Here is an 18143-nt window from a genome sequence, read left to right as displayed (position 1 = left end):
ATATTTCACTTAAATGACATTTAACCGTTAAAATAAAGATTAATATGAGTTTCACCCATTGATATTCATAATTCTGTCATAAAAGTGACGCATAATGCTTTCACATTTTAAATGTCTTCTTAATTTTACAGGAACAATCATGGCAAGACGCATTCTAGTTGTTGAAGATGAAGCGCCCATCCGAGAAATGGTTTGTTTTGTATTAGAACAGAATGGTTTTCAGCCTATTGAAGCTGATGATTATGACAGTGCGATTGCACAACTCGTTGACCCTTTGCCTGACCTCGTACTCCTGGATTGGATGATCCCAGGGGGATCTGGAATCCAAGTAATTAAACATATGAAGCGTGATAGCGCAACACGTGACGTTCCTGTCATGATGTTGACTGCACGAGGCGAAGAAGAAGACCGCGTAAAAGGTTTGGAAGTTGGCGCGGATGACTATCTGATTAAGCCGTTTTCACCAAAGGAATTAATCGCTCGGGTAAAGGCAATTTTACGCCGTATTTCACCAATGGCGACGGAAGATATTATTGAAATGAATGGGTTAATGTTAGACCCTACATCTCATCGTGTGACCAGCAATGAAATCCCTATCGATATGGGCCCAACTGAATATAAATTACTGCATTTCTTCATGACTCACCCTGAACGCGTATATAGTAGAGAACAGCTACTAAATTATGTATGGGGAGCTAATGTGTATGTGGAAGATAGAACTGTCGACGTACATATTCGGCGGTTAAGAAAGGCGCTAGAGACGGAAGGTCATGATAAAATGGTACAAACTGTACGCGGTACAGGTTATCGTTTTTCTATCCGTTACTAAAAACCACAAAGGGAGAGGCATGCGTGCTTGAACGTTTATCGATTAAGCAGCTGATTTGGGGGCTGTTTTTATTTATCTTACCCGCCCTTATCTTATCGGTTTTTATTGGCCACCTAGCGTGGCTATTAGTGATATCGCTACTTGCTGCACTGACATGGCATGGGTATAACTTACTTAAACTCTCTTACTGGTTGTGGCTAGATAAAAGCATGTTACCCCCCGAGGGGAGAGGTGGGTGGGAACCGATATTTTATGGCATCTACCAGATGCAACAACGTAATCGTAAACGCCGTCGTGAGCTAGGTCAGTTAATTAAACGGTTTCGTAGTGGTGCAGAATCACTACCTGATGCAGTAGTTATGATGACAACAGAAGGGAATATCTTCTGGTGTAATCGTCATGCGCAGGCTTTACTCGGCTTCCGTTGGCCTGAAGATAATGGCCAACATATTTTTAATTTATTACGTTACCCAGATTTTAGCCGCTACTTCACCATTAAGCGTTATGACCAAGCACTGACTATCGAGCTGAATAGTGGTGAAATTGTTGAATTTCGTATCTTGCCGTATACCGAAGGGCAATTATTGATGGTAGCTCGAGATGTGACAGAAAAACGACGTTTGGAAAAGGCGCGTAGGGACTTCTTTGCGAATGTAAGCCATGAACTACGAACTCCTCTTACTGTCATTCAAGGCTACCTTGAGGTCATGGATGACCAAGAAAATGTCACTGCGGTCAATAAAAAAGCACTGCATGTCATGCAAGAGCAAACTCATCGTATGGATAACTTGGTCAAACAGCTTTTGCAGTTATCACGTATAGAAATTGCTCCTCAAATTAACCTTGATGAGCAAGTGAATATCCCCGTCATTCTCAAAATGATTGAACAAGAAGCACTCAGTTTAAGCCAAGGGCGCCACCAGTTTGAATTTCATGTTGATGAAAAATTGCGTGTCCATGGCAATGAAGAACAATTACGAAGTGCAGTGGCGAATTTAGTCTATAACGCAATTAGCCATACGCCAGAAGGCACCAAAATTTGGGTTGAATGGCAAAGAAATGGTCAGGGTGCTCGCTTTAGTGTGAGAGATAACGGGCAAGGGATACCCGCAGAGCATATTCCTCGTTTGACAGAACGGTTTTATCGGGTAGATAAAGCACGCTCCCGTCAAGGTGGTGGAGGTACCGGTCTTGGGTTGGCTATTGTTAAACATGCACTACAACACCATAGCAGCCAATTGGTGGTAACAAGCCAATTAGGTAAAGGAAGTGAGTTTTCATTTACTTTACCGCCAGTATTTATTGTTGATGACAAAAAACTTAAAAATGGGTAAATAATTCCACTTTGTTAATGTAATCAAAATATTAATAAAGTGGATTATTTCTATTTATCAACCCATATCTGTATTCAATTCAAAATATATATATTTAATGCTGATTATTGTTATCACATCAATTATATATTCTGTTAAATAATCAATTATAATCACCAGAAAAAGACGAGTTGTTTATTTTTCGAGCAAGGTATATAACGAGTATTAGGATTTTACTGAAAGTAATCACTAGTTCTGAAAATTAGTTTAGTTATTTATTCTTGTTTTTCGGTTTGCTATTGCCTTTTTTCCCTATAAAAGTTCTACTTGTTGTCAGTTATTGGCGAATTTTTCTGTTTTTTGACTTTTCATTTCGTATGATACAAACAAACATGCTTTTTTATATTGTTAACAGTATGTTTATCAGAATTCTATCTCGCTATATATATTTCAAAGGGTTGCTAAGTGTAAACCCATAATTTTCTATTTTGTCACTTAAAAATAACATAATATGGCTCATCGTTTATCATCAAGAGATATCATCGCATTAGGCTTTATGACTTTTGCGTTATTCGTCGGGGCAGGAAACATTATCTTTCCTCCTATGGTTGGCTTGCAGGCAGGGGAACAAGTTTGGACTGCGGCACTAGGGTTTTTGGTTACAGGCGTGGGTTTACCTGTTTTAACCGTTATTGCACTAGCTAAAGTAGGTGGGGGGATTGAAGCGCTCAGTACACCTGTAGGCAAAACGGCAGGGTTACTATTGGCGGTTGTCGCTTATTTGTCTGTAGGGCCTCTATTCGCAACGCCAAGAACGGCAACTGTATCCTATAAAGTCGGTATCGCACCCTTATTCGGTGGCGAGTCCGATATGCTATTACTTATCTACAGCGTAGTTTACTTCGTTCTAGTTATCGGTATTTCACTATATCCTGGAAAACTGCTCGATAGCGTTGGGCACATTTTAGCGCCTGTAAAAATGTTAGCCTTGGCTATTTTGGGTATTGCGGCTGTCATGTGGCCTGCGGGGGATCCGATCCCTTCTACAATAGAATACCGTGAGATGGCTTTCTCGAACGGTTTTATCAATGGTTATCTAACTATGGACACCCTTGGTGCTATGGTATTTGGTATCGTTATTGTTAATGCGGCACGTTCAAGGGGTATCGAAAACTCTTCATTATTAACTCGTTACACTATGTGGGCAGGGTTAATTGCAGGGGTATTATTAACTCTGGTTTATTTGTCCTTGTTTAAGCTTGGTGAGAATAGCGGTTCGTTAATTCCCAACCCTGCTGATGGCGCTGATATTTTACATACCTATGTTCAATATACTTTTGGTAATTACGGTAGCTTCTTCCTTGCGGTATTAATCTTTGTTGCCTGTATGGTCACTGCCGTGGGTTTAACTTGTGCCTGTGCCGAGTTCTTTAGCCGCTATGTACCGATTTCTTACCGTAAACTGGTGTTGATCTTGGGTGTGTTCTCCATGGTGATCTCAAACTTAGGTTTAAGTAAGTTAATCGCCTTCTCATTACCCGTGCTAGTTTCAATTTATCCGCCCTGTATTGTCTTAATTTTATTAAGCTTTACTTTGAAGTGGTGGAAAAACCCAACGATAGTGATTGCGCCGACAATGTTAGTTAGCTTTGTCGTCGGTTTAATCGGTGCCGTAAAGGCGTCAGATCATCTTAAAGGTTATATTCCTGAATGGATGACAGCAATGCCACTGTATAAACAAGACTTAGTCTGGGTATTACCAACGGTTGTTGTGATGGTCGTGGCAATTTTATGCGATAAGTTTGTGTCACCTGCTGCACAGCATAAACAAGTGTAATTAGTTGAAATTACAAAAAAAGGAGCTAAATAGCTCCTTTTTCTATTTTATTGGGCCATTAATCAACACCGACAGCGCTCCCTGCTGGACGGCGTACATCGTTAGAGCCATAAATGAAGCCTTCACGAACTTTCCCCGAAACAGCAGAATCATTACCCGAAGACTTGGCACTAACACCAGCGCCTTCAGGGATCGCGACCATAATCAGCTCGGCGGCACCCCATGGTGTTTGTTCAACCATCTGGTAACCCATTTTATCGAGTAGCGCTAAGGTGTCTTTAGAAACCCCTCTTTGCTCATAATAGACCTCATCAGGGAGCCACTGATGGTGAATACGCGGTGCATTAACGGCTTCTTGTGGTGGCATACCATGGTCGATAATATTTAAAGCAGTTTGCAGCGTAATCGAAATAATCCGTGAGCCTCCTGGGGAACCGAGAACTAAAAATACTTTGCCATCTTTCGTCACGATAGTCGGGCTCATCGAGGATAGTGGGCGCTTACCTGGAGCAATAGAGTTGCGCTCCCCTTGTACTAAACCATACAGGTTTTTTTCACCTACTTTGGTGGTGAAGTCATCCATTTCATCGTTCAAGAAAAAGCCAGTTCCGGGCGGGATCACCACAGAGCCAAAGCGACCATTAATCGTGTAAGTGGTTGAAACTGCGTTTCCTTTTTCATCAACAACAGAATAATGTGTAGTCTCCGGTTTTTCGTGAGGCCCTATTCCTGGTTGAACCTGAGTTGATGGCGTTGCTTGGTTGGGTTTGATTTCTTTGCGTAGCTCTTCTGCATAGGCTTTGCTGAGTAGCTTTTCCGTTGGATTATCGACAAATTCAGGGTCGCCTAAGAAGGTGTTTCTATCCATATAGGCATGGCGCATTGCTTCTGTAAGAGTATGAATATAGTCGGCAGAGTTAAAGCCCATTTCTTTAAGGTCATACCCTTCTAAGATATTAAGCGTTTGGCAGATAGTCACTCCACCTGAACTTGGTGGTGGTGCTGAAATAAATTGATAGCCTCTATAGGTACAGCTAACAGGGGCTGTATCTGTGATAGTAAAATCCGCAAAATCTTTTGCGGTTAAGATGCCCCCATTTTTCTTGGAGGCTTCTTCAACAATTTTGGGGATCTCTCCTTCGTAAAAAGCAGAAGGACCGTTTTGGGCAATTTTTTCTAAGGTATTAGCTAAATCAGTCTGAACTAACAAGTCACCGGGTTGGAAAGAACTACCATCAGGTTTTAAGAAGATACGTGCGACTTCTGGGTCTTGTTTAAAACGTTCTGTCGTGGTGTCGAGAACATCAGTATCCGCTCTAGTCAGCACAAAGCCTTCTCTAGCTAATTTAATAGCCGGCGCCATCACTTGCTGGCGGCTCATCGTACCGTATTTTTCTAAGGCATAGTCTAAGCCTTTAACGGTACCCGGTACACCTGACGCGAGATAGCCATATAGGCTCGCATCTTTGATTAGTTTGCCGTCTTTATCTAAATACATATCTGCACTAGCGGCACCGGGCGCGGTTTCTCTGAAATTAATAAATAAATCTTTGCCATCGGCTAGATGAATAGTCATAAAGCCACCACCGCCGATATTGCCACAGCAAGGGTTAACTACGGCTTGTGCATATCCTACCGCAACAGCGGCATCAATAGCATTGCCGCCTGATTTTAGAATATCAGCCCCAATTTGTGATGCTAAATGTTGGGAGGAAACAACCATACCTTTTTTCGCTTCAACGGCAGGTTCAGAGGCGGCATACAGTTGATTAGAAACAAGTAAGGAAAGAAATAGAACCGCAGGGCGTAATGATGTTTTTATCATTCGTATCTCCCAGTTAGGGTTAGTTGAGTTGTTCTATCGCACAAATATTCAATATGAATGATTTGTTAATTATTTGTGTCTTTATTGTATAGCACACAATAATACAAAACATTGAGTATTTGAGTTAAGAATTGTTAACTGAGTGGAATAAATGCGAGTAGGAAGAGAAAAGATAGACTTGGTTCACAAAAAGTAAAAAGCGGGCTTGATGCCCGCTTTTCTAAAACTCGCGTAACGAATTACAGTTTTGCAGAGTTTTTAGTCAGGTAGTCAGCAACGCCTTTTGGAGATGCATTCATACCTTCTTGGCCTTTTTCCCACTGAGCTGGGCAAACATCACCGTGCTCTTCGTGGAATTGCAGTGCGTCAACCATACGCAGCATTTCGTCAATGTTACGGCCTAGTGGCAGGTCATTAACGACTTGGTGACGGACAACGCCGTTTTTGTCAACGAGGAAAGAACCACGCAGTGCAACGCCTGCATCTGGGTGTTCGATACCATAAGCTTTGATGATTTCGCGTTTGATATCAGCAACCATTGGATATTTAACTTCACCAATACCGCCGTTATCTACTGGTGTTTTACGCCATGCGTTATGAACAAACTCAGAGTCAAAAGAAACACCAACAACTTCTACGCCACGTTTTTTGAATTCTTCGTAGCGGTGGTCAAATGCGATAAGCTCTGAAGGACAAACAAAAGTAAAGTCCATTGGCCAGAAGAAGATCACAGCTGGACGGCCGTTCAGGTGGGTTTTCAGGTTGAAGTTATCAACGATTTCACCATTACCTAAAACAGCTGCAGCAGTAAAGTCAGGGGCTTGACGTGTTACCAGAACCATAATTTACTCCTATGAGTTTGAATTAAAGTTTGTTGTCCTGTCTATTTAATCACTGATAAATAGTATGGACATAGACTTCCAAAAGAATAGAAAAATATCTTTTGATAATAAAGACATTTAAACCAATTATTGTGATAGGTTTTGGCTATCAATAGTACTGGTTTATCAAACTAATATCAATAAGATAGTTTTATTCCACTAAAGTGCAAGCTTTAATTTATTCCTTTGTGTTAATTGTGACAGTCTGTACAAAAAAATGTTGCAGCGCATTAGCCATCATTTGTGGATAAAATTGAAAGAAAATAGTTTCTAATGCATCATATTGTAATAAAAAGTCGTCAAATGAACCACTTAGTGCGCTAAGCTTTGGCCGTCTTCTTGCCATACCATTCAGTGATTTTCCAATATAATTTTTATCTGCATAGCAAATTAACCATCGCTGAGGCCAGAGGTATTCATTTAACTCCTGGAATTTTTCAGGGGTATGACAAAGCTGCGGCTCAATAATTTTTCGGCAGTCACGTACAAAGTCTACTAGCGGTATTGATGGTTCAATAGTTGACCAATGCAAAGATAAAAAATGATCCCAAACTAAATCTAAGGTTATAGGTGCAACACGGCGATACTCATCACGAAACAACAATTTAGCTTCTTTGACTAAAGGGTGAGTATCTGTAACGCGGTCGACAGTTCGATGCATAAAGATACCAGAGACAATTTCGGGCGAATAAAGGCCCGTAGGGTTGCCGCGGACGTAGTCAGCCATGATGTTGCCGAGTAAGGAGCTGTCAGCGAGGTGGGCCAAATGGAGGTGCGCTAAATAGTTCACATAAAATGTCCGTCGTCTTTCAAACCACAGGGGTGTTAGCTTCGTAAAGCCACCCGAATCACATACTCATGTATGCTCATCGGGATATCTTTACTTGCTGCCTACCTGTGATTCGAAATCCATAGGACATGCAGCGCAGCTTAGCTAACTTTTTGATTGCTCAAACTATAGCAGTAATTGCTTTGAATCCGAAATTCATGGTGTATGAACATTGAGAAATGAAGAAAAACAATAGAAATAAATCTGTCATGAAAAGTGAGTAAGATTGAAATAATTCATTCTTTGAATGGATAAATAGTACGCAGAATTTTTTGCTAACAAAATATTTGTTAAATAATGGTGCTTTTTTGTGCGATTTTGCGCTTATTTCTTGCGCCAAAGTCAGTGCGGCACTAGACTAGTCGCCTGTTTTTTTAGATTGATGTCAATACAATGCGTGTTTCCGATTTTACTTTTGAATTACCTGAAGAACTGATTGCCCATTATCCGCAGGCTGAGCGTAGTGCTTGCCGTTTATTAAGCCTAGATGGCGGCTCAGGGCAGCTCACGCATGGTGTTTTTACCGATATTCTAGAAAAATTGGAGCATGGTGACTTACTGGTGTTCAATAATACTCGCGTGATCCCCGCACGGTTATTTGGGCGCAAAGTTAGCGGTGGTAAAATTGAAGTTCTGATTGAGCGTATGTTGGATGAACACCGCGTACTCGCTCATGTTAGGGCATCAAAAGCACCAAAAGAAGGGGCTGAATTACTGCTAGGCGAAGATGAAAGCGTGAAAGCGACGATGGTCGCACGTCATGGTGCATTGTTTGAACTGCGTTTTGACGATGAACGTGATGTATTAAGCATTCTAAACCAAATTGGTCATATGCCTCTGCCACCTTATATTGACCGTCCTGATGAAGAGTCTGATAAAGAACTTTATCAAACCGTGTATAGCGAAAAACCAGGTGCTGTTGCGGCACCAACGGCAGGTTTACACTTTGATGAGCCGTTACTTGAAGCATTGCGCCAAAAAGGCGTAGAAATGGCGTTTGTGACATTGCATGTGGGAGCCGGTACCTTTCAACCTGTACGGGTTGATACTATCGAAGATCACATTATGCATTCTGAATATGCAGAAGTGCCACAAGAGGTCGTAAACGCTGTTTTAGCCTGTAAAGCACGAGGTAATCGTGTTATCGCTGTTGGGACGACGTCGGTTCGGTCGCTAGAAAGTGCCGCAAAAGCGAGCCAAGATGCATTAATAGCTCCATTTTTTGATGATACCCAAATCTTTATTTATCCAGGGTATGAATATCAGGTGATAGATGCACTGATCACCAACTTCCACTTACCAGAATCGACATTAATTATGTTGGTTTCTGCGTTTGCTGGATACAAAAACACCATGAATGCATATAAAGAAGCCGTTGAACAAAAATACCGTTTCTTTAGTTATGGTGATGCTATGTTTATTACCCCCAATACAAAAGCTCGATTTGAGAAAATTGGTGAGTAATCAGTTTGAAGCGGTGGCATCGGCTGCTTGCTTAGCAAATTAATATTATCGATAGCAACAGACTGTTTTTCTGCTGCTAGGAGGCAAACGTGAAATATGAATTACAAACGACCGATGGCAATGCACGCCGTGGTCGCTTAGTCTTTGAGCGTGGTGTGGTGGAAACCCCTGCATTTATGCCAGTAGGAACCTACGGTACAGTTAAGGGTATGACACCGGAAGAAGTCAAAGAAACCGGCGCTCAAATCTTATTAGGGAATACTTTCCACTTGTGGTTGCGCCCAGGGCAAGAAATCATGAAGTTACATGGCGATCTCCATGACTTTATGCAATGGCAAGGCCCAATTTTAACCGATTCAGGTGGTTTTCAGGTCTTCAGTCTTGGTGCGATGCGCAAAATTAAAGAAGAAGGTGTGCATTTTCGCAACCCAATCAACGGTGAAAAAGTTTTCCTAAGTCCTGAAAAGTCGATGGAAATTCAGTATGACCTTGGCTCAGACATTGTCATGATTTTTGACGAGTGTACGCCATATCCAGCAGATTGGGACTATGCAAAGACATCAATGGAAATGTCACTGCGTTGGGCTGCACGTAGCCGCCAACGTTTTGACGAACTAAACAATAAAAATGCCTTATTCGGTATTATTCAAGGTAGTGTTTACGAAGATTTACGTGATATTTCAGTTAAGAGGCTGGTGGAAATCGGCTTTGATGGGTACGCTGTAGGCGGCTTAGCCGTTGGCGAACCGAAAGAAGATATGCACCGAATCTTAGAACATGTCTGCCCGCAAATTCCAGCGGATAAACCTCGTTACTTAATGGGGGTTGGTAAGCCTGAAGATTTAGTGGAAGGGGTTCGTCGCGGTATTGATATGTTCGATTGTGTGATGCCAACACGAAATGCACGAAATGGGCATTTATTTGTGACAAATGGCGTGGTAAAAATTCGTAATGCTAAGTATAAATCAGACACATCGACGCTGGATGCTGATTGTGACTGCTATACTTGTCGTCATTATAGCCGTGCTTATCTGCATCACCTTGATAGATGTAATGAAATTCTTGGTGCAAGGCTCAATACCATCCATAATTTACGTTATTACCAGCGCTTGATGGCCGGTATTCGCCAAGCCATTGAAAATGGGAATTTTGAAGAGTTTGCTAAAGATTTTTACCAAAAGATTGGTAAACCTGAACCTTCATTAAATATCGAATGAATTTAAGTGCGAAATGCCATTAATCTGTGTAGCATATCAAACTTAGCTTTTTTGTATGTAAAATTGCTTTCAATAAAACAATGAGGAAAGTTGAATGAGTTTTTTTATTTCTGAAGCAGCGGCGTCAGCAGGTGCACCAGCGCAAGGTAGCCCGTACACTATGGTTATCATGCTTGTTGTTTTCGCGCTGATCTTCTATTTCATGATTTTGCGTCCACAGCAAAAACGTGCGAAAGAACACCGTAAATTGATGGAATCTATCACTAAAGGTGATGAAGTTTTAACAACTGGCGGTTTAATCGGACGTGTAACTAAAGTGTCTGAAACCGGTTATGTGGTTCTTGAGCTGAGTGAGAACACAGAAGTAACCATCAAACGTGATTTCGTTGCTGCTGTTTTACCTAAAGGCACAATGAAAGCAATTTAATTCTGATTCTCCCGAAGGGAACTGCCGTGCTAAACCGTTATCCTTTGTGGAAGTATCTGATGTTGATCTTCGCGATCCTCATCGGTTTGCTTTATGCACTTCCAAACCTATATGGTGAGGATCCGGCTGTTCAGATCACTGGCGTGCGGGGAACCGCCGCCAATGAACAAACGCTGATCCAAGTCCAGAAATCGTTAAAAGACGATAAAATTGAGAGTAAATCTATCTCTCTAGAAAATGGGGCCATTTTAGCCCGATTCAACAACTCTGATGTTCAGTTACGTGCACGTGAAGTGATCATGAATGCACTGGGTGACCAGTATGTTGTTGCACTAAACCTTGCACCTGCAACGCCTAAGTGGCTCGAAGCTGTCGGTGGTGAACCGATGAAGCTGGGTCTTGATCTGCGTGGTGGGGTTCACTTCCTGATGGAAGTTGATATGGACACTGCATTAGGTAAATTGCAGGAACAAAACATGGATGGTTTGCGTAATGACCTGCGTCAAGAAGGCATTGCGTACTCTTCTATTCGTAAAGGCAATGATTACAGCGTGGAAGTTCGTTTCCGTAACGCGGATGATCGTAGCCAAGCTGAAAAAGCATTGTCTCGTAAATACCCAGACTTAGTCTTTAGTGATGGCAGCGATAACACGATGATTGCTGTTATGACTGACGAGCGTTTACGTGAAGCACGTAACTATGCGGTTTCTCAGAACATTACTATTATTCGCAACCGTGTAAACCAATTAGGTGTTGCGGAGCCACTCGTTCAACGCCAAGGCGCTGACCGAATTGTGGTTGAATTACCGGGTATTCAAGATACTGCGCGCGCAAAAGAGATTTTAGGTGCGACTGCGACATTAGAATTCCGTCTAGTGAATACCGCCGTGGATTCTTCTGCAGCGGAAAGTGGCCGTGTACCAGGTGATTCAGAAGTTAAATATGACCGTGAAGGCATGCCTTATGTCTTATATAAGCGTGTGATCTTAACGGGTGACCATATTACCGACTCAACATCTGATGCGGATGAAAACGGTCAACCACAAGTGAGTATCAGTCTTGATAGTTCTGGTGGTTCTATCATGTCTGACTTTACACGTGATAACCAAGACAAGCTGATGGCAACGCTGTTTGTTGAATACAAAGACAGTGGCAAGAAAGATGCAACAGGCCGTTCAATTTTGGTGAAAGATGAAAAAGTCATCAATGCGGCACGTATTTCTGCACGTTTTGGTAGCAAATTCCGTATTACTGGTATTAATAACGGCACTGAAGCTCGCCAGCTTTCATTACTGTTACGTGCAGGTGCATTGATTGCGCCAATCCAAATTGTTGAAGAACGTACCATTGGTCCAACACTAGGTATGCAAAATATCGAGCAAGGGCTGAAAGCATGTATCGCAGGTCTGTTAGCTTCTATCCTGTTTATGATTATTTACTATCGTAAATTTGGTCTGATTGCGAGTAGCGCGCTGTTGGCAAACTTGGTGTTAATTGTTGGGGTGATGTCCTTATTACCGGGCGCAACTCTGACTATGCCTGGTATTGCCGGTATCGTGTTAACTCTTGCGGTTGCCGTCGATGCGAACGTTCTAATTAACGAACGGATTAAGGAAGAGCTCAAGAACGGTCGATCTGTTCAGCAAGCAATTCATGAAGGGTATAAAGGCGCCTTCTCAAGTATTACAGACGCAAACTTAACGACACTGATCACTGCGATTATTCTATATGCAGTGGGTACTGGGTCTATTAAAGGCTTTGCGATTACGACAGCGATTGGTGTCGCAACCTCTATGTTTACAGCTATCGTTGGTACACGTGCTATCGTGAACCTGCTTTACGGCGGTAAACGTATTAACAAGCTGTCAATTTAAGGAGCACGTTGTGGCACAGGATTATACTGTTGAACAATTGAACTATGGCCGTAAAGTTTATGACTTTATGCGCTGGGACAACGTTGCCTTTAGCATTTCTATCGTATTACTGATAGCTTCTTTTGTGATTATTGGCGTCAAAGGTTTTAACTGGGGCTTAGATTTCACCGGTGGTACGGTAATTGAAATCAACTTAAGTCAGCCAGCTGATTTGGATAAAATTCGTGATAGCTTGTCTAACTCGAATCATAAAGATCCACTAATCCAAAACTTTGGTAGCAGCCGCGATATCATGATCCGTATTCCGCCAATTGAAGGCACTGCTGGTCAAGAAGTCGGTAAAGAAATTATCACGATTATCAACCAAAATGTGGATGATAAAGCAACCGTAAAACGTATTGAATTCGTGGGGCCTAGTGTTGGGGCTGAATTAGCACAAACAGGGGCTTTGGCTCTGTTAACTGCGTTGATTTGTATCCTTATCTATGTTGGTTTCCGTTTTGAATGGCGTTTGGCTGCGGGTGCCGTGTTATCTCTTGCGCATGACGTGGTGATCACTTTAGGTATTCTGTCTTTGTTCCATATAGAGATAGATATGACTATAGTAGCATCATTGATGTCAGTTATTGGTTACTCACTGAACGACAGTATCGTTGTATCAGACCGTATCCGTGAAAACTTCCGTAAAATACGCCGTGGTACACCGTACGAAATCATGAACGTCTCTTTGACGCAAACATTGAGCCGTACCATCATGACATCAGCCACCACATTGTTAGTGGTTCTGATGCTATACCTGTTCGGTGGCGCAATGTTAGAAGGCTTCTCGTTGGTTATGTTAATCGGTGTAACTATCGGTACTATCTCATCTATTTATGTTGCTTCTGCATTAGCATTGAAGATGGGTATGAAGCGTGAACACTTGATGCAAGCGAAAGTCGAAAAAGAAGGTGCTGACCAAGAGTCATTACTGCCTTAGATTTGAAAATAGCTAAGATAATTAATACTCAAACTAGTTTGTGTTGTAGGTAGGCGACAAATGCAATTAATCCCTAGGAGCATACAAAGTATGTGACTAGGGTTAATAAATGATGCCACCCCCTCCTGCAGCGCGAAATATGAAGAGTTACAAGCACCCTAGGAGGCATCTTCTTGGGTGTTTTTTCTTGCATAGTAGGGTAAACTAGTTCTCCGTAAATAGATTCAGGAAACGCTATGCACTGCCCATTCTGCTCAGCTGTAGATACGAAAGTCATCGACTCGCGTCTGGTTGGTGAAGGCTCTCAAGTACGCAGGCGCCGCCAATGTTTGCTTTGCCATGAACGATTTACCACTTTCGAGGTTGCAGAGCTGGTAATGCCTCGTGTCATTAAGAGTGATGACGTTCGCGAGCCATTTGATGAAGAAAAGCTTAACCGAGGTATGCAAAAAGCATTAGAAAAACGCCCTGTTAGCTCAGATGACATCGAGCAAGCCATTATATCAATCAAATCCCAACTGCGAGCCACGGGGGAGCGTGAAGTTCCATCTAAACTGATTGGGAGCTTGGTAATGGAAGAACTGAGAAAGCTCGATAAAGTTGCCTATATCCGTTTTGCTTCTGTTTACCGCAGCTTTGAAGATGTGCGCGAATTTGGCGAAGAAATCGCTAAATTACAGGATTAACGCTAATGATTGAACAAGACAACATGTATATGGCTCGTGCTTTTGAATTGGCACGAAAAGGGCGTTTTACTACATCACCTAATCCAAATGTCGGGTGTGTGATTGTGCGTGATGGTGCCATTGTCGGTGAGGGGTATCATCAGAAAGCAGGGGAACCCCACGCTGAGGTTCACGCATTGCGTATGGCAGGGGAAAAAGCGCAAGGGGCAACGGCCTATGTCACCCTTGAGCCTTGCAGTCATCACGGCCGCACTCCACCTTGTGCAGAAGCACTGATTACTGCAGGTGTAAGCCGAGTCGTTGCCGCCATGCAAGACCCCAATCCTCAGGTTGCAGGCCGTGGTCTGTATATGTTGTCGCAAGCAGGAATTGAAACACGTAGTAATGTTTTATTAGACGATGCTGAAGCGGCGAACCGTGGCTTTTTAAAACGTATGCGTACCGGGTTTCCCTATATCCAGTTGAAACTTGCTGCTTCGCTTGATGGCAAGACCGCCCTTGAATCAGGGGAAAGCAAATGGATTACCAGCTCCGCAGCTCGCAAAGATGTACAAGCTCTTCGAGCCGAGGCTAGTGCTATTTTAAGTACGAGCAGCACGGTAGTTGCTGATGACCCTTCTTTAACGGTGCGTTGGAACGAGCTCCCATCAGATATCCAACAAGTGTATCCAGAAAGCCAAGTACGCCAACCCATTCGTATTGTGCTAGATAACCACAATCGAGTGACTCCTGACCATAAAGTTACTCAATTAGATGGTGAATGTTGGTTAGTGCGCTCAAACCCAGATGAAAATGCAGTATGGCAAGGAAAAGTTGAGCAAATCGCTATTCCAGCAGATGAAAACGGCACCGATCTGGTTATTTTAATGATGCAACTGGCTAAACGTAATGTGAATAGTATTTGGGTTGAGGCGGGGGCAAAACTCGCAGGCTCATTGCTTAAATTAGGTTTAGTTGACGAACTGATTGTCTATATTGCACCTAAATTACTAGGTGACAGCGCTCGAGGTTTGGTGGACTTTCCGCCGCTTAACGGCCTTGTTGATGCGCCAAAATTTGAATTTACAGAAGTGAAGCAAGTCGGGCCAGACCTACGTGTCAGGCTTCGTCCCGTATGGTAAATGGTTTTTTTGAAAATCATACGTACGATACACGAAAGAATGTGATAAAATCCGCGCCCCGCGGGTTATAATTAATATTAGAGGAAGGCTATGAACGTAATTAAAGGTGTTGTTGCTGCTCCACAAGCGCGTGTTGCTATCGCTATCGCTCGTTTTAACAACTTTATTAATGATAGTCTGCTGGAAGGTGCTGTTGATGCGTTAGAACGCATTGGTCAGGTTTCAAATGACAATATTACAATTGTGTGGGTTCCAGGCGCTTATGAGCTGCCATTGACCACAAAAGCATTGGTTGAAACGAATAAATATGATGCAGTGATTGCATTAGGTACCGTTATTCGTGGTGGTACTGCTCACTTTGAATACGTTGCAGGTGAATGTAGCTCTGGTTTATCTCATGTTGCGATGAACAGTGAAGTACCAGTGACTTTTGGTGTGTTAACCACTGAAAATATTGAACAAGCTATTGAACGTGCGGGTACTAAAGCAGGTAATAAAGGTGCTGAAGCTGCACTGACAGCACTTGAAATGATTAATGTAATTAAAGCCATCAAAGGCAAATAATACACAATTTGCTCTATGTTGCTGTTTTTTCGCCATCACGGTGTAGATTACGCAATGCAACAAGTGTTTATTGTGTACAGTTTTTAAATTTAAGGGGAATCTTGTGAAACCTGCTGCTCGTCGCCGCGCTCGTGAGTGTGCTGTACAAGCCATTTATTCATGGCAATTATCTGGCAATCCAATTGCTGAAGTCGAATATGAGTTTATTGCTGAACAGGACATGTCAGACGTCGACGTAAACTATTTTCGTGAACTGTTATCAGGTGTTGCGACTAACGCAACAAAACTAGATCAACAGATGGCGCCTTATTTATCTCGTCAGCTCGAAGAGTTAGGGCAGGTAGAAAAAGCGATTTTACGCGTCTCCATGTTTGAATTAAGTTTCCGTCAAGATGTACCTTATAAAGTCGCAATCAACGAAGGTATTGAATTAGCGAAAGTTTTTGGCGCAGAAGATAGCCATAAATTCGTTAACGGTGTATTAGACAAAGCTGCACCTGCGGTTCGCCGTAAAAAATAATAATATCAGGGTTCCCTCCTGTAGCACTACGGTAATAAATAGGTAGGCTGGGTTCCAGTCTACCTTTGTGTTTATATGCTCGCGATATTTCAATGGCCGGTGAGCGAAGAATAATTGCAACCAATTAGATAGAATCTTCAGGTTAGCAATTCGGTGCTATTTACCTATTATTGAATTATTAGGGTGTAAATTATTTGCTTCGTCTTAAACGAAAATAGATATAGCGAAAACGGAAAATCTACCATGTTATATGGCGAATTTGACCTCATCGCGCGTTATTTTAACCGTCAAACCACTAACCGACGTGATGTTAATATCGGTATTGGGGATGACTGTGCGTTGATGACCATTCCAGAAAAACAGCAACTTGCTGTAAGCACTGACACTCTCGTTTCTGGTATTCATTTCCTACCAACCATTTCACCAGCTGATCTTGCTTATAAATCATTAGCATCTAATTTAAGTGACCTCGCAGCGATGGGCGCAGACCCAGCATGGGTTTCTTTGGCAATTACATTGCCTTGTGTTGATTGTGATTGGTTACAATCTTTTAGTGATAGTTTGTTTGAACAGCTTAACTATTATGGCATGCAATTAATTGGTGGTGATACAACCCGCGGCCCGATGAGCTTGACCTACACGGTTCATGGCTTAGTGCCAAACGGCAAAGCGATGTCCCGTGCTGGAGCGCGTAATGGCGATTGGATTTATGTCACGGGGACTCTCGGTGATAGCGCTGCTGGCCTTGCTATTTTGCAAGATAAACTGAATGTTAAAAATTTAGAACATCAAGAATGGCTAATTGCGCGCCATTTACGTCCACAGCCACGAATTTTACAAGGCCAAGCGTTGAGAAACCTGGCTTCTTCTGCGATTGATATTTCGGATGGTTTAGTTTCTGATCTCAACCACATCTTGAAAGCGAGTAGTTGTGGTGCGCGCATTAATTTAGATGCATTGCCTCAATCAGAAGCGTTGAAACAAAGTTGTAGTATCGAACAAGGGCGTTTATGGTCTTTGAGTGGTGGTGAAGACTACGAACTTTGCTTTACCGTTCCTGAAATTAACCGCGGGGCGCTAGAGATGGCACTTGCACATACAGGCTCAGGCTTTACGTGTATTGGGCAAATTAAGCCGCAGTCTGAAGGGATTAGCTACTTTTGCAATAACCAAGAAGTTGATGTAAACCTAAAAGGTTTCGATCATTTTGTTTCGGAAGGTGCATAGAATGGCTAGTCGCCAAGAAAAAGCAGAAGCAAAAAAACGGCTGAATATGCGTAATCCTTGGCACTTATTGGCCACAGGATTTGGTAGTGGCCTTTCACCTATTGTGCCAGGCACAATGGGCTCTCTTGCTGCGATACCTTTCTGGTTATTAATGGCCAACATGCCAATTTGGAGTGTGTGGGTACTCATTGTCGCAGGCTTTTGGATTGGTTGCCTAATTTGCCAGCGCACTTCCGATGATATGAGAATTCATGACCATGGCAGTATTGTTTGGGATGAATTTATCGGGATGTGGATTACTCTCATGGCGATCCCAGTTGTTGATTATGAATGGGTTATCACTGCCTTCTTTATTTTCCGCATATATGACATGTGGAAGCCATGGCCGATAAGGATTTTTGACCGAAAAGTCAGCGGCGGTTTTGGCATCATGATAGACGATATTATTGCGGCGATTTTTGCTTATGTGACTATTTGGTTGTTGGTTTGGTATGAGGTTATGCCGTTCTCAACCAATTAAATACGCGTCATATTTCAAATTGTAGGGGTG

At 42.5% G+C, this 18143-nt stretch carries 17 protein-coding genes; 14 read left to right on the top strand and 3 right to left on the bottom strand.

All coding sequences use genetic code 11. The features are described 5' to 3' along the window. Nucleotides 1-139: 139 nt before the first annotated feature. From phoB to brnQ, 3 genes are all read left to right on the top strand, one after another. Complete coding sequence (phoB, locus tag PSF09_RS17795; RefSeq protein ID WP_272684263.1) at nucleotides 140-829, top strand: phosphate regulon transcriptional regulator PhoB; 690 nt, start codon at nucleotides 140-142, stop codon at nucleotides 827-829. 23 nt (nucleotides 830-852) lie between these two features. Continuing rightward, nucleotides 853-2163 (top strand): phosphate regulon sensor histidine kinase PhoR, encoded by a 1311-nt coding sequence (gene phoR / locus PSF09_RS17790; protein WP_272665604.1) that lies wholly within the window; start codon nucleotides 853-855, stop codon nucleotides 2161-2163. A 490-nt stretch (nucleotides 2164-2653) separates the two neighbouring features. Continuing rightward, the gene (brnQ, locus tag PSF09_RS17785; RefSeq protein WP_004914636.1) at nucleotides 2654-3979 is read left to right on the top strand and encodes a branched-chain amino acid transport system II carrier protein; all 1326 of its coding nucleotides are present in this window, start codon (nucleotides 2654-2656) and stop codon (nucleotides 3977-3979) included. 58 nt (nucleotides 3980-4037) lie between these two features. Here brnQ and ggt read toward each other — a convergent pair whose 3' ends face one another. The 3 genes from ggt to PSF09_RS17770 all read right to left on the bottom strand — a co-directional run bounded on the left by ggt (nucleotide 4038) and on the right by PSF09_RS17770 (nucleotide 7475). Then, entirely contained in the window at nucleotides 4038-5804 is a 1767-nt protein-coding gene (gene ggt / locus PSF09_RS17780) for a gamma-glutamyltransferase (RefSeq protein WP_272665603.1), read from the bottom strand. A 239-nt stretch (nucleotides 5805-6043) separates the two neighbouring features. After that, entirely contained in the window at nucleotides 6044-6646 is a 603-nt protein-coding gene (locus tag PSF09_RS17775; RefSeq protein WP_004905550.1) for a peroxiredoxin C, read from the bottom strand. Nucleotides 6647-6863: 217 nt separating this feature from the next. Further along, the gene (locus tag PSF09_RS17770; protein WP_272665602.1) at nucleotides 6864-7475 is read right to left on the bottom strand and encodes an acyl carrier protein phosphodiesterase; all 612 of its coding nucleotides are present in this window, start codon (nucleotides 7473-7475) and stop codon (nucleotides 6864-6866) included. A 432-nt stretch (nucleotides 7476-7907) separates the two neighbouring features. On the opposite strand from PSF09_RS17770, the gene queA reads away from it, so the two are divergent. The 11 genes from queA (at nucleotide 7908) to pgpA (ending at nucleotide 18113) form a co-directional block, all read left to right on the top strand. Next, nucleotides 7908-8978, top strand: a complete 1071-nt coding sequence (gene queA, locus PSF09_RS17765) for a tRNA preQ1(34) S-adenosylmethionine ribosyltransferase-isomerase QueA (RefSeq protein ID WP_272684262.1) — start codon at nucleotides 7908-7910, stop codon at nucleotides 8976-8978. Between the two features lie 89 nt (nucleotides 8979-9067). Continuing rightward, nucleotides 9068-10195 (top strand): tRNA guanosine(34) transglycosylase Tgt, encoded by a 1128-nt coding sequence (gene tgt / locus PSF09_RS17760; RefSeq protein ID WP_272684261.1) that lies wholly within the window; start codon nucleotides 9068-9070, stop codon nucleotides 10193-10195. 94 nt (nucleotides 10196-10289) lie between these two features. Beyond that, a complete protein-coding gene (gene yajC, locus PSF09_RS17755; protein WP_004905542.1) occupies nucleotides 10290-10622 on the top strand; it encodes a preprotein translocase subunit YajC in 333 nt (110 codons plus the stop codon). A gap of 26 nt (nucleotides 10623-10648) precedes the next feature. After that, nucleotides 10649-12496: a protein translocase subunit SecD gene (gene secD / locus PSF09_RS17750; RefSeq protein WP_272684260.1), complete on the top strand. Its 1848-nt coding sequence runs from the start codon at nucleotides 10649-10651 to the stop codon at nucleotides 12494-12496. Between the two features lie 10 nt (nucleotides 12497-12506). Then, nucleotides 12507-13475, top strand: coding sequence for a protein translocase subunit SecF (gene secF / locus PSF09_RS17745; protein ID WP_210837472.1), 969 nt, complete (start codon nucleotides 12507-12509; stop codon nucleotides 13473-13475). Between the two features lie 236 nt (nucleotides 13476-13711). After that, nucleotides 13712-14161 carry a transcriptional regulator NrdR gene (gene nrdR / locus PSF09_RS17740; protein ID WP_210837470.1) on the top strand — a complete coding sequence of 150 codons (450 nt, stop codon included), beginning with the start codon at nucleotides 13712-13714 and terminating at the stop codon, nucleotides 14159-14161. A 5-nt stretch (nucleotides 14162-14166) separates the two neighbouring features. Continuing rightward, nucleotides 14167-15282 (top strand): bifunctional diaminohydroxyphosphoribosylaminopyrimidine deaminase/5-amino-6-(5-phosphoribosylamino)uracil reductase RibD, encoded by a 1116-nt coding sequence (gene ribD / locus PSF09_RS17735; protein ID WP_272684259.1) that lies wholly within the window; start codon nucleotides 14167-14169, stop codon nucleotides 15280-15282. A 90-nt stretch (nucleotides 15283-15372) separates the two neighbouring features. Further along, nucleotides 15373-15846, top strand: a complete 474-nt coding sequence (ribH, locus tag PSF09_RS17730; RefSeq protein WP_004905531.1) for a 6,7-dimethyl-8-ribityllumazine synthase — start codon at nucleotides 15373-15375, stop codon at nucleotides 15844-15846. 103 nt (nucleotides 15847-15949) lie between these two features. Beyond that, nucleotides 15950-16366, top strand: a complete 417-nt coding sequence (gene nusB, locus PSF09_RS17725; protein WP_210837466.1) for a transcription antitermination factor NusB — start codon at nucleotides 15950-15952, stop codon at nucleotides 16364-16366. Between the two features lie 243 nt (nucleotides 16367-16609). After that, a complete protein-coding gene (gene thiL / locus PSF09_RS17720; RefSeq protein WP_272665598.1) occupies nucleotides 16610-17593 on the top strand; it encodes a thiamine-phosphate kinase in 984 nt (327 codons plus the stop codon). A gap of 1 nt (nucleotide 17594) precedes the next feature. Continuing rightward, nucleotides 17595-18113, top strand: a complete 519-nt coding sequence (pgpA, locus tag PSF09_RS17715; protein ID WP_272665597.1) for a phosphatidylglycerophosphatase A — start codon at nucleotides 17595-17597, stop codon at nucleotides 18111-18113. Nucleotides 18114-18143: the final 30 nt, after the last annotated feature.

It is taken from the genome of Providencia sp. PROV141 (assembly GCF_028481645.1).
Lineage (GTDB): Bacteria > Pseudomonadota > Gammaproteobacteria > Enterobacterales > Enterobacteriaceae > Providencia > Providencia rettgeri.
This window is presented reverse-complemented; position numbering and strand designations above follow the sequence as displayed.

Coding starts and splice junctions, on each gene's coding strand:
- phoB (WP_272684263.1), top strand. CDS start 140: ATGGCAAGACGCATTCTAGTTGTTGAAGATGAAGCGCCCATCCGAGAA.
- brnQ (WP_004914636.1), top strand. CDS start 2,654: ATGGCTCATCGTTTATCATCAAGAGATATCATCGCATTAGGCTTTATG.
- ggt (WP_272665603.1), bottom strand. CDS start 5,804: ATGATAAAAACATCATTACGCCCTGCGGTTCTATTTCTTTCCTTACTT.
- PSF09_RS17775 (WP_004905550.1), bottom strand. CDS start 6,646: ATGGTTCTGGTAACACGTCAAGCCCCTGACTTTACTGCTGCAGCTGTT.
- queA (WP_272684262.1), top strand. CDS start 7,908: ATGCGTGTTTCCGATTTTACTTTTGAATTACCTGAAGAACTGATTGCC.
- yajC (WP_004905542.1), top strand. CDS start 10,290: ATGAGTTTTTTTATTTCTGAAGCAGCGGCGTCAGCAGGTGCACCAGCG.
- nrdR (WP_210837470.1), top strand. CDS start 13,712: ATGCACTGCCCATTCTGCTCAGCTGTAGATACGAAAGTCATCGACTCG.
- ribD (WP_272684259.1), top strand. CDS start 14,167: ATGATTGAACAAGACAACATGTATATGGCTCGTGCTTTTGAATTGGCA.
- ribH (WP_004905531.1), top strand. CDS start 15,373: ATGAACGTAATTAAAGGTGTTGTTGCTGCTCCACAAGCGCGTGTTGCT.
- thiL (WP_272665598.1), top strand. CDS start 16,610: ATGTTATATGGCGAATTTGACCTCATCGCGCGTTATTTTAACCGTCAA.
- pgpA (WP_272665597.1), top strand. CDS start 17,595: ATGGCTAGTCGCCAAGAAAAAGCAGAAGCAAAAAAACGGCTGAATATG.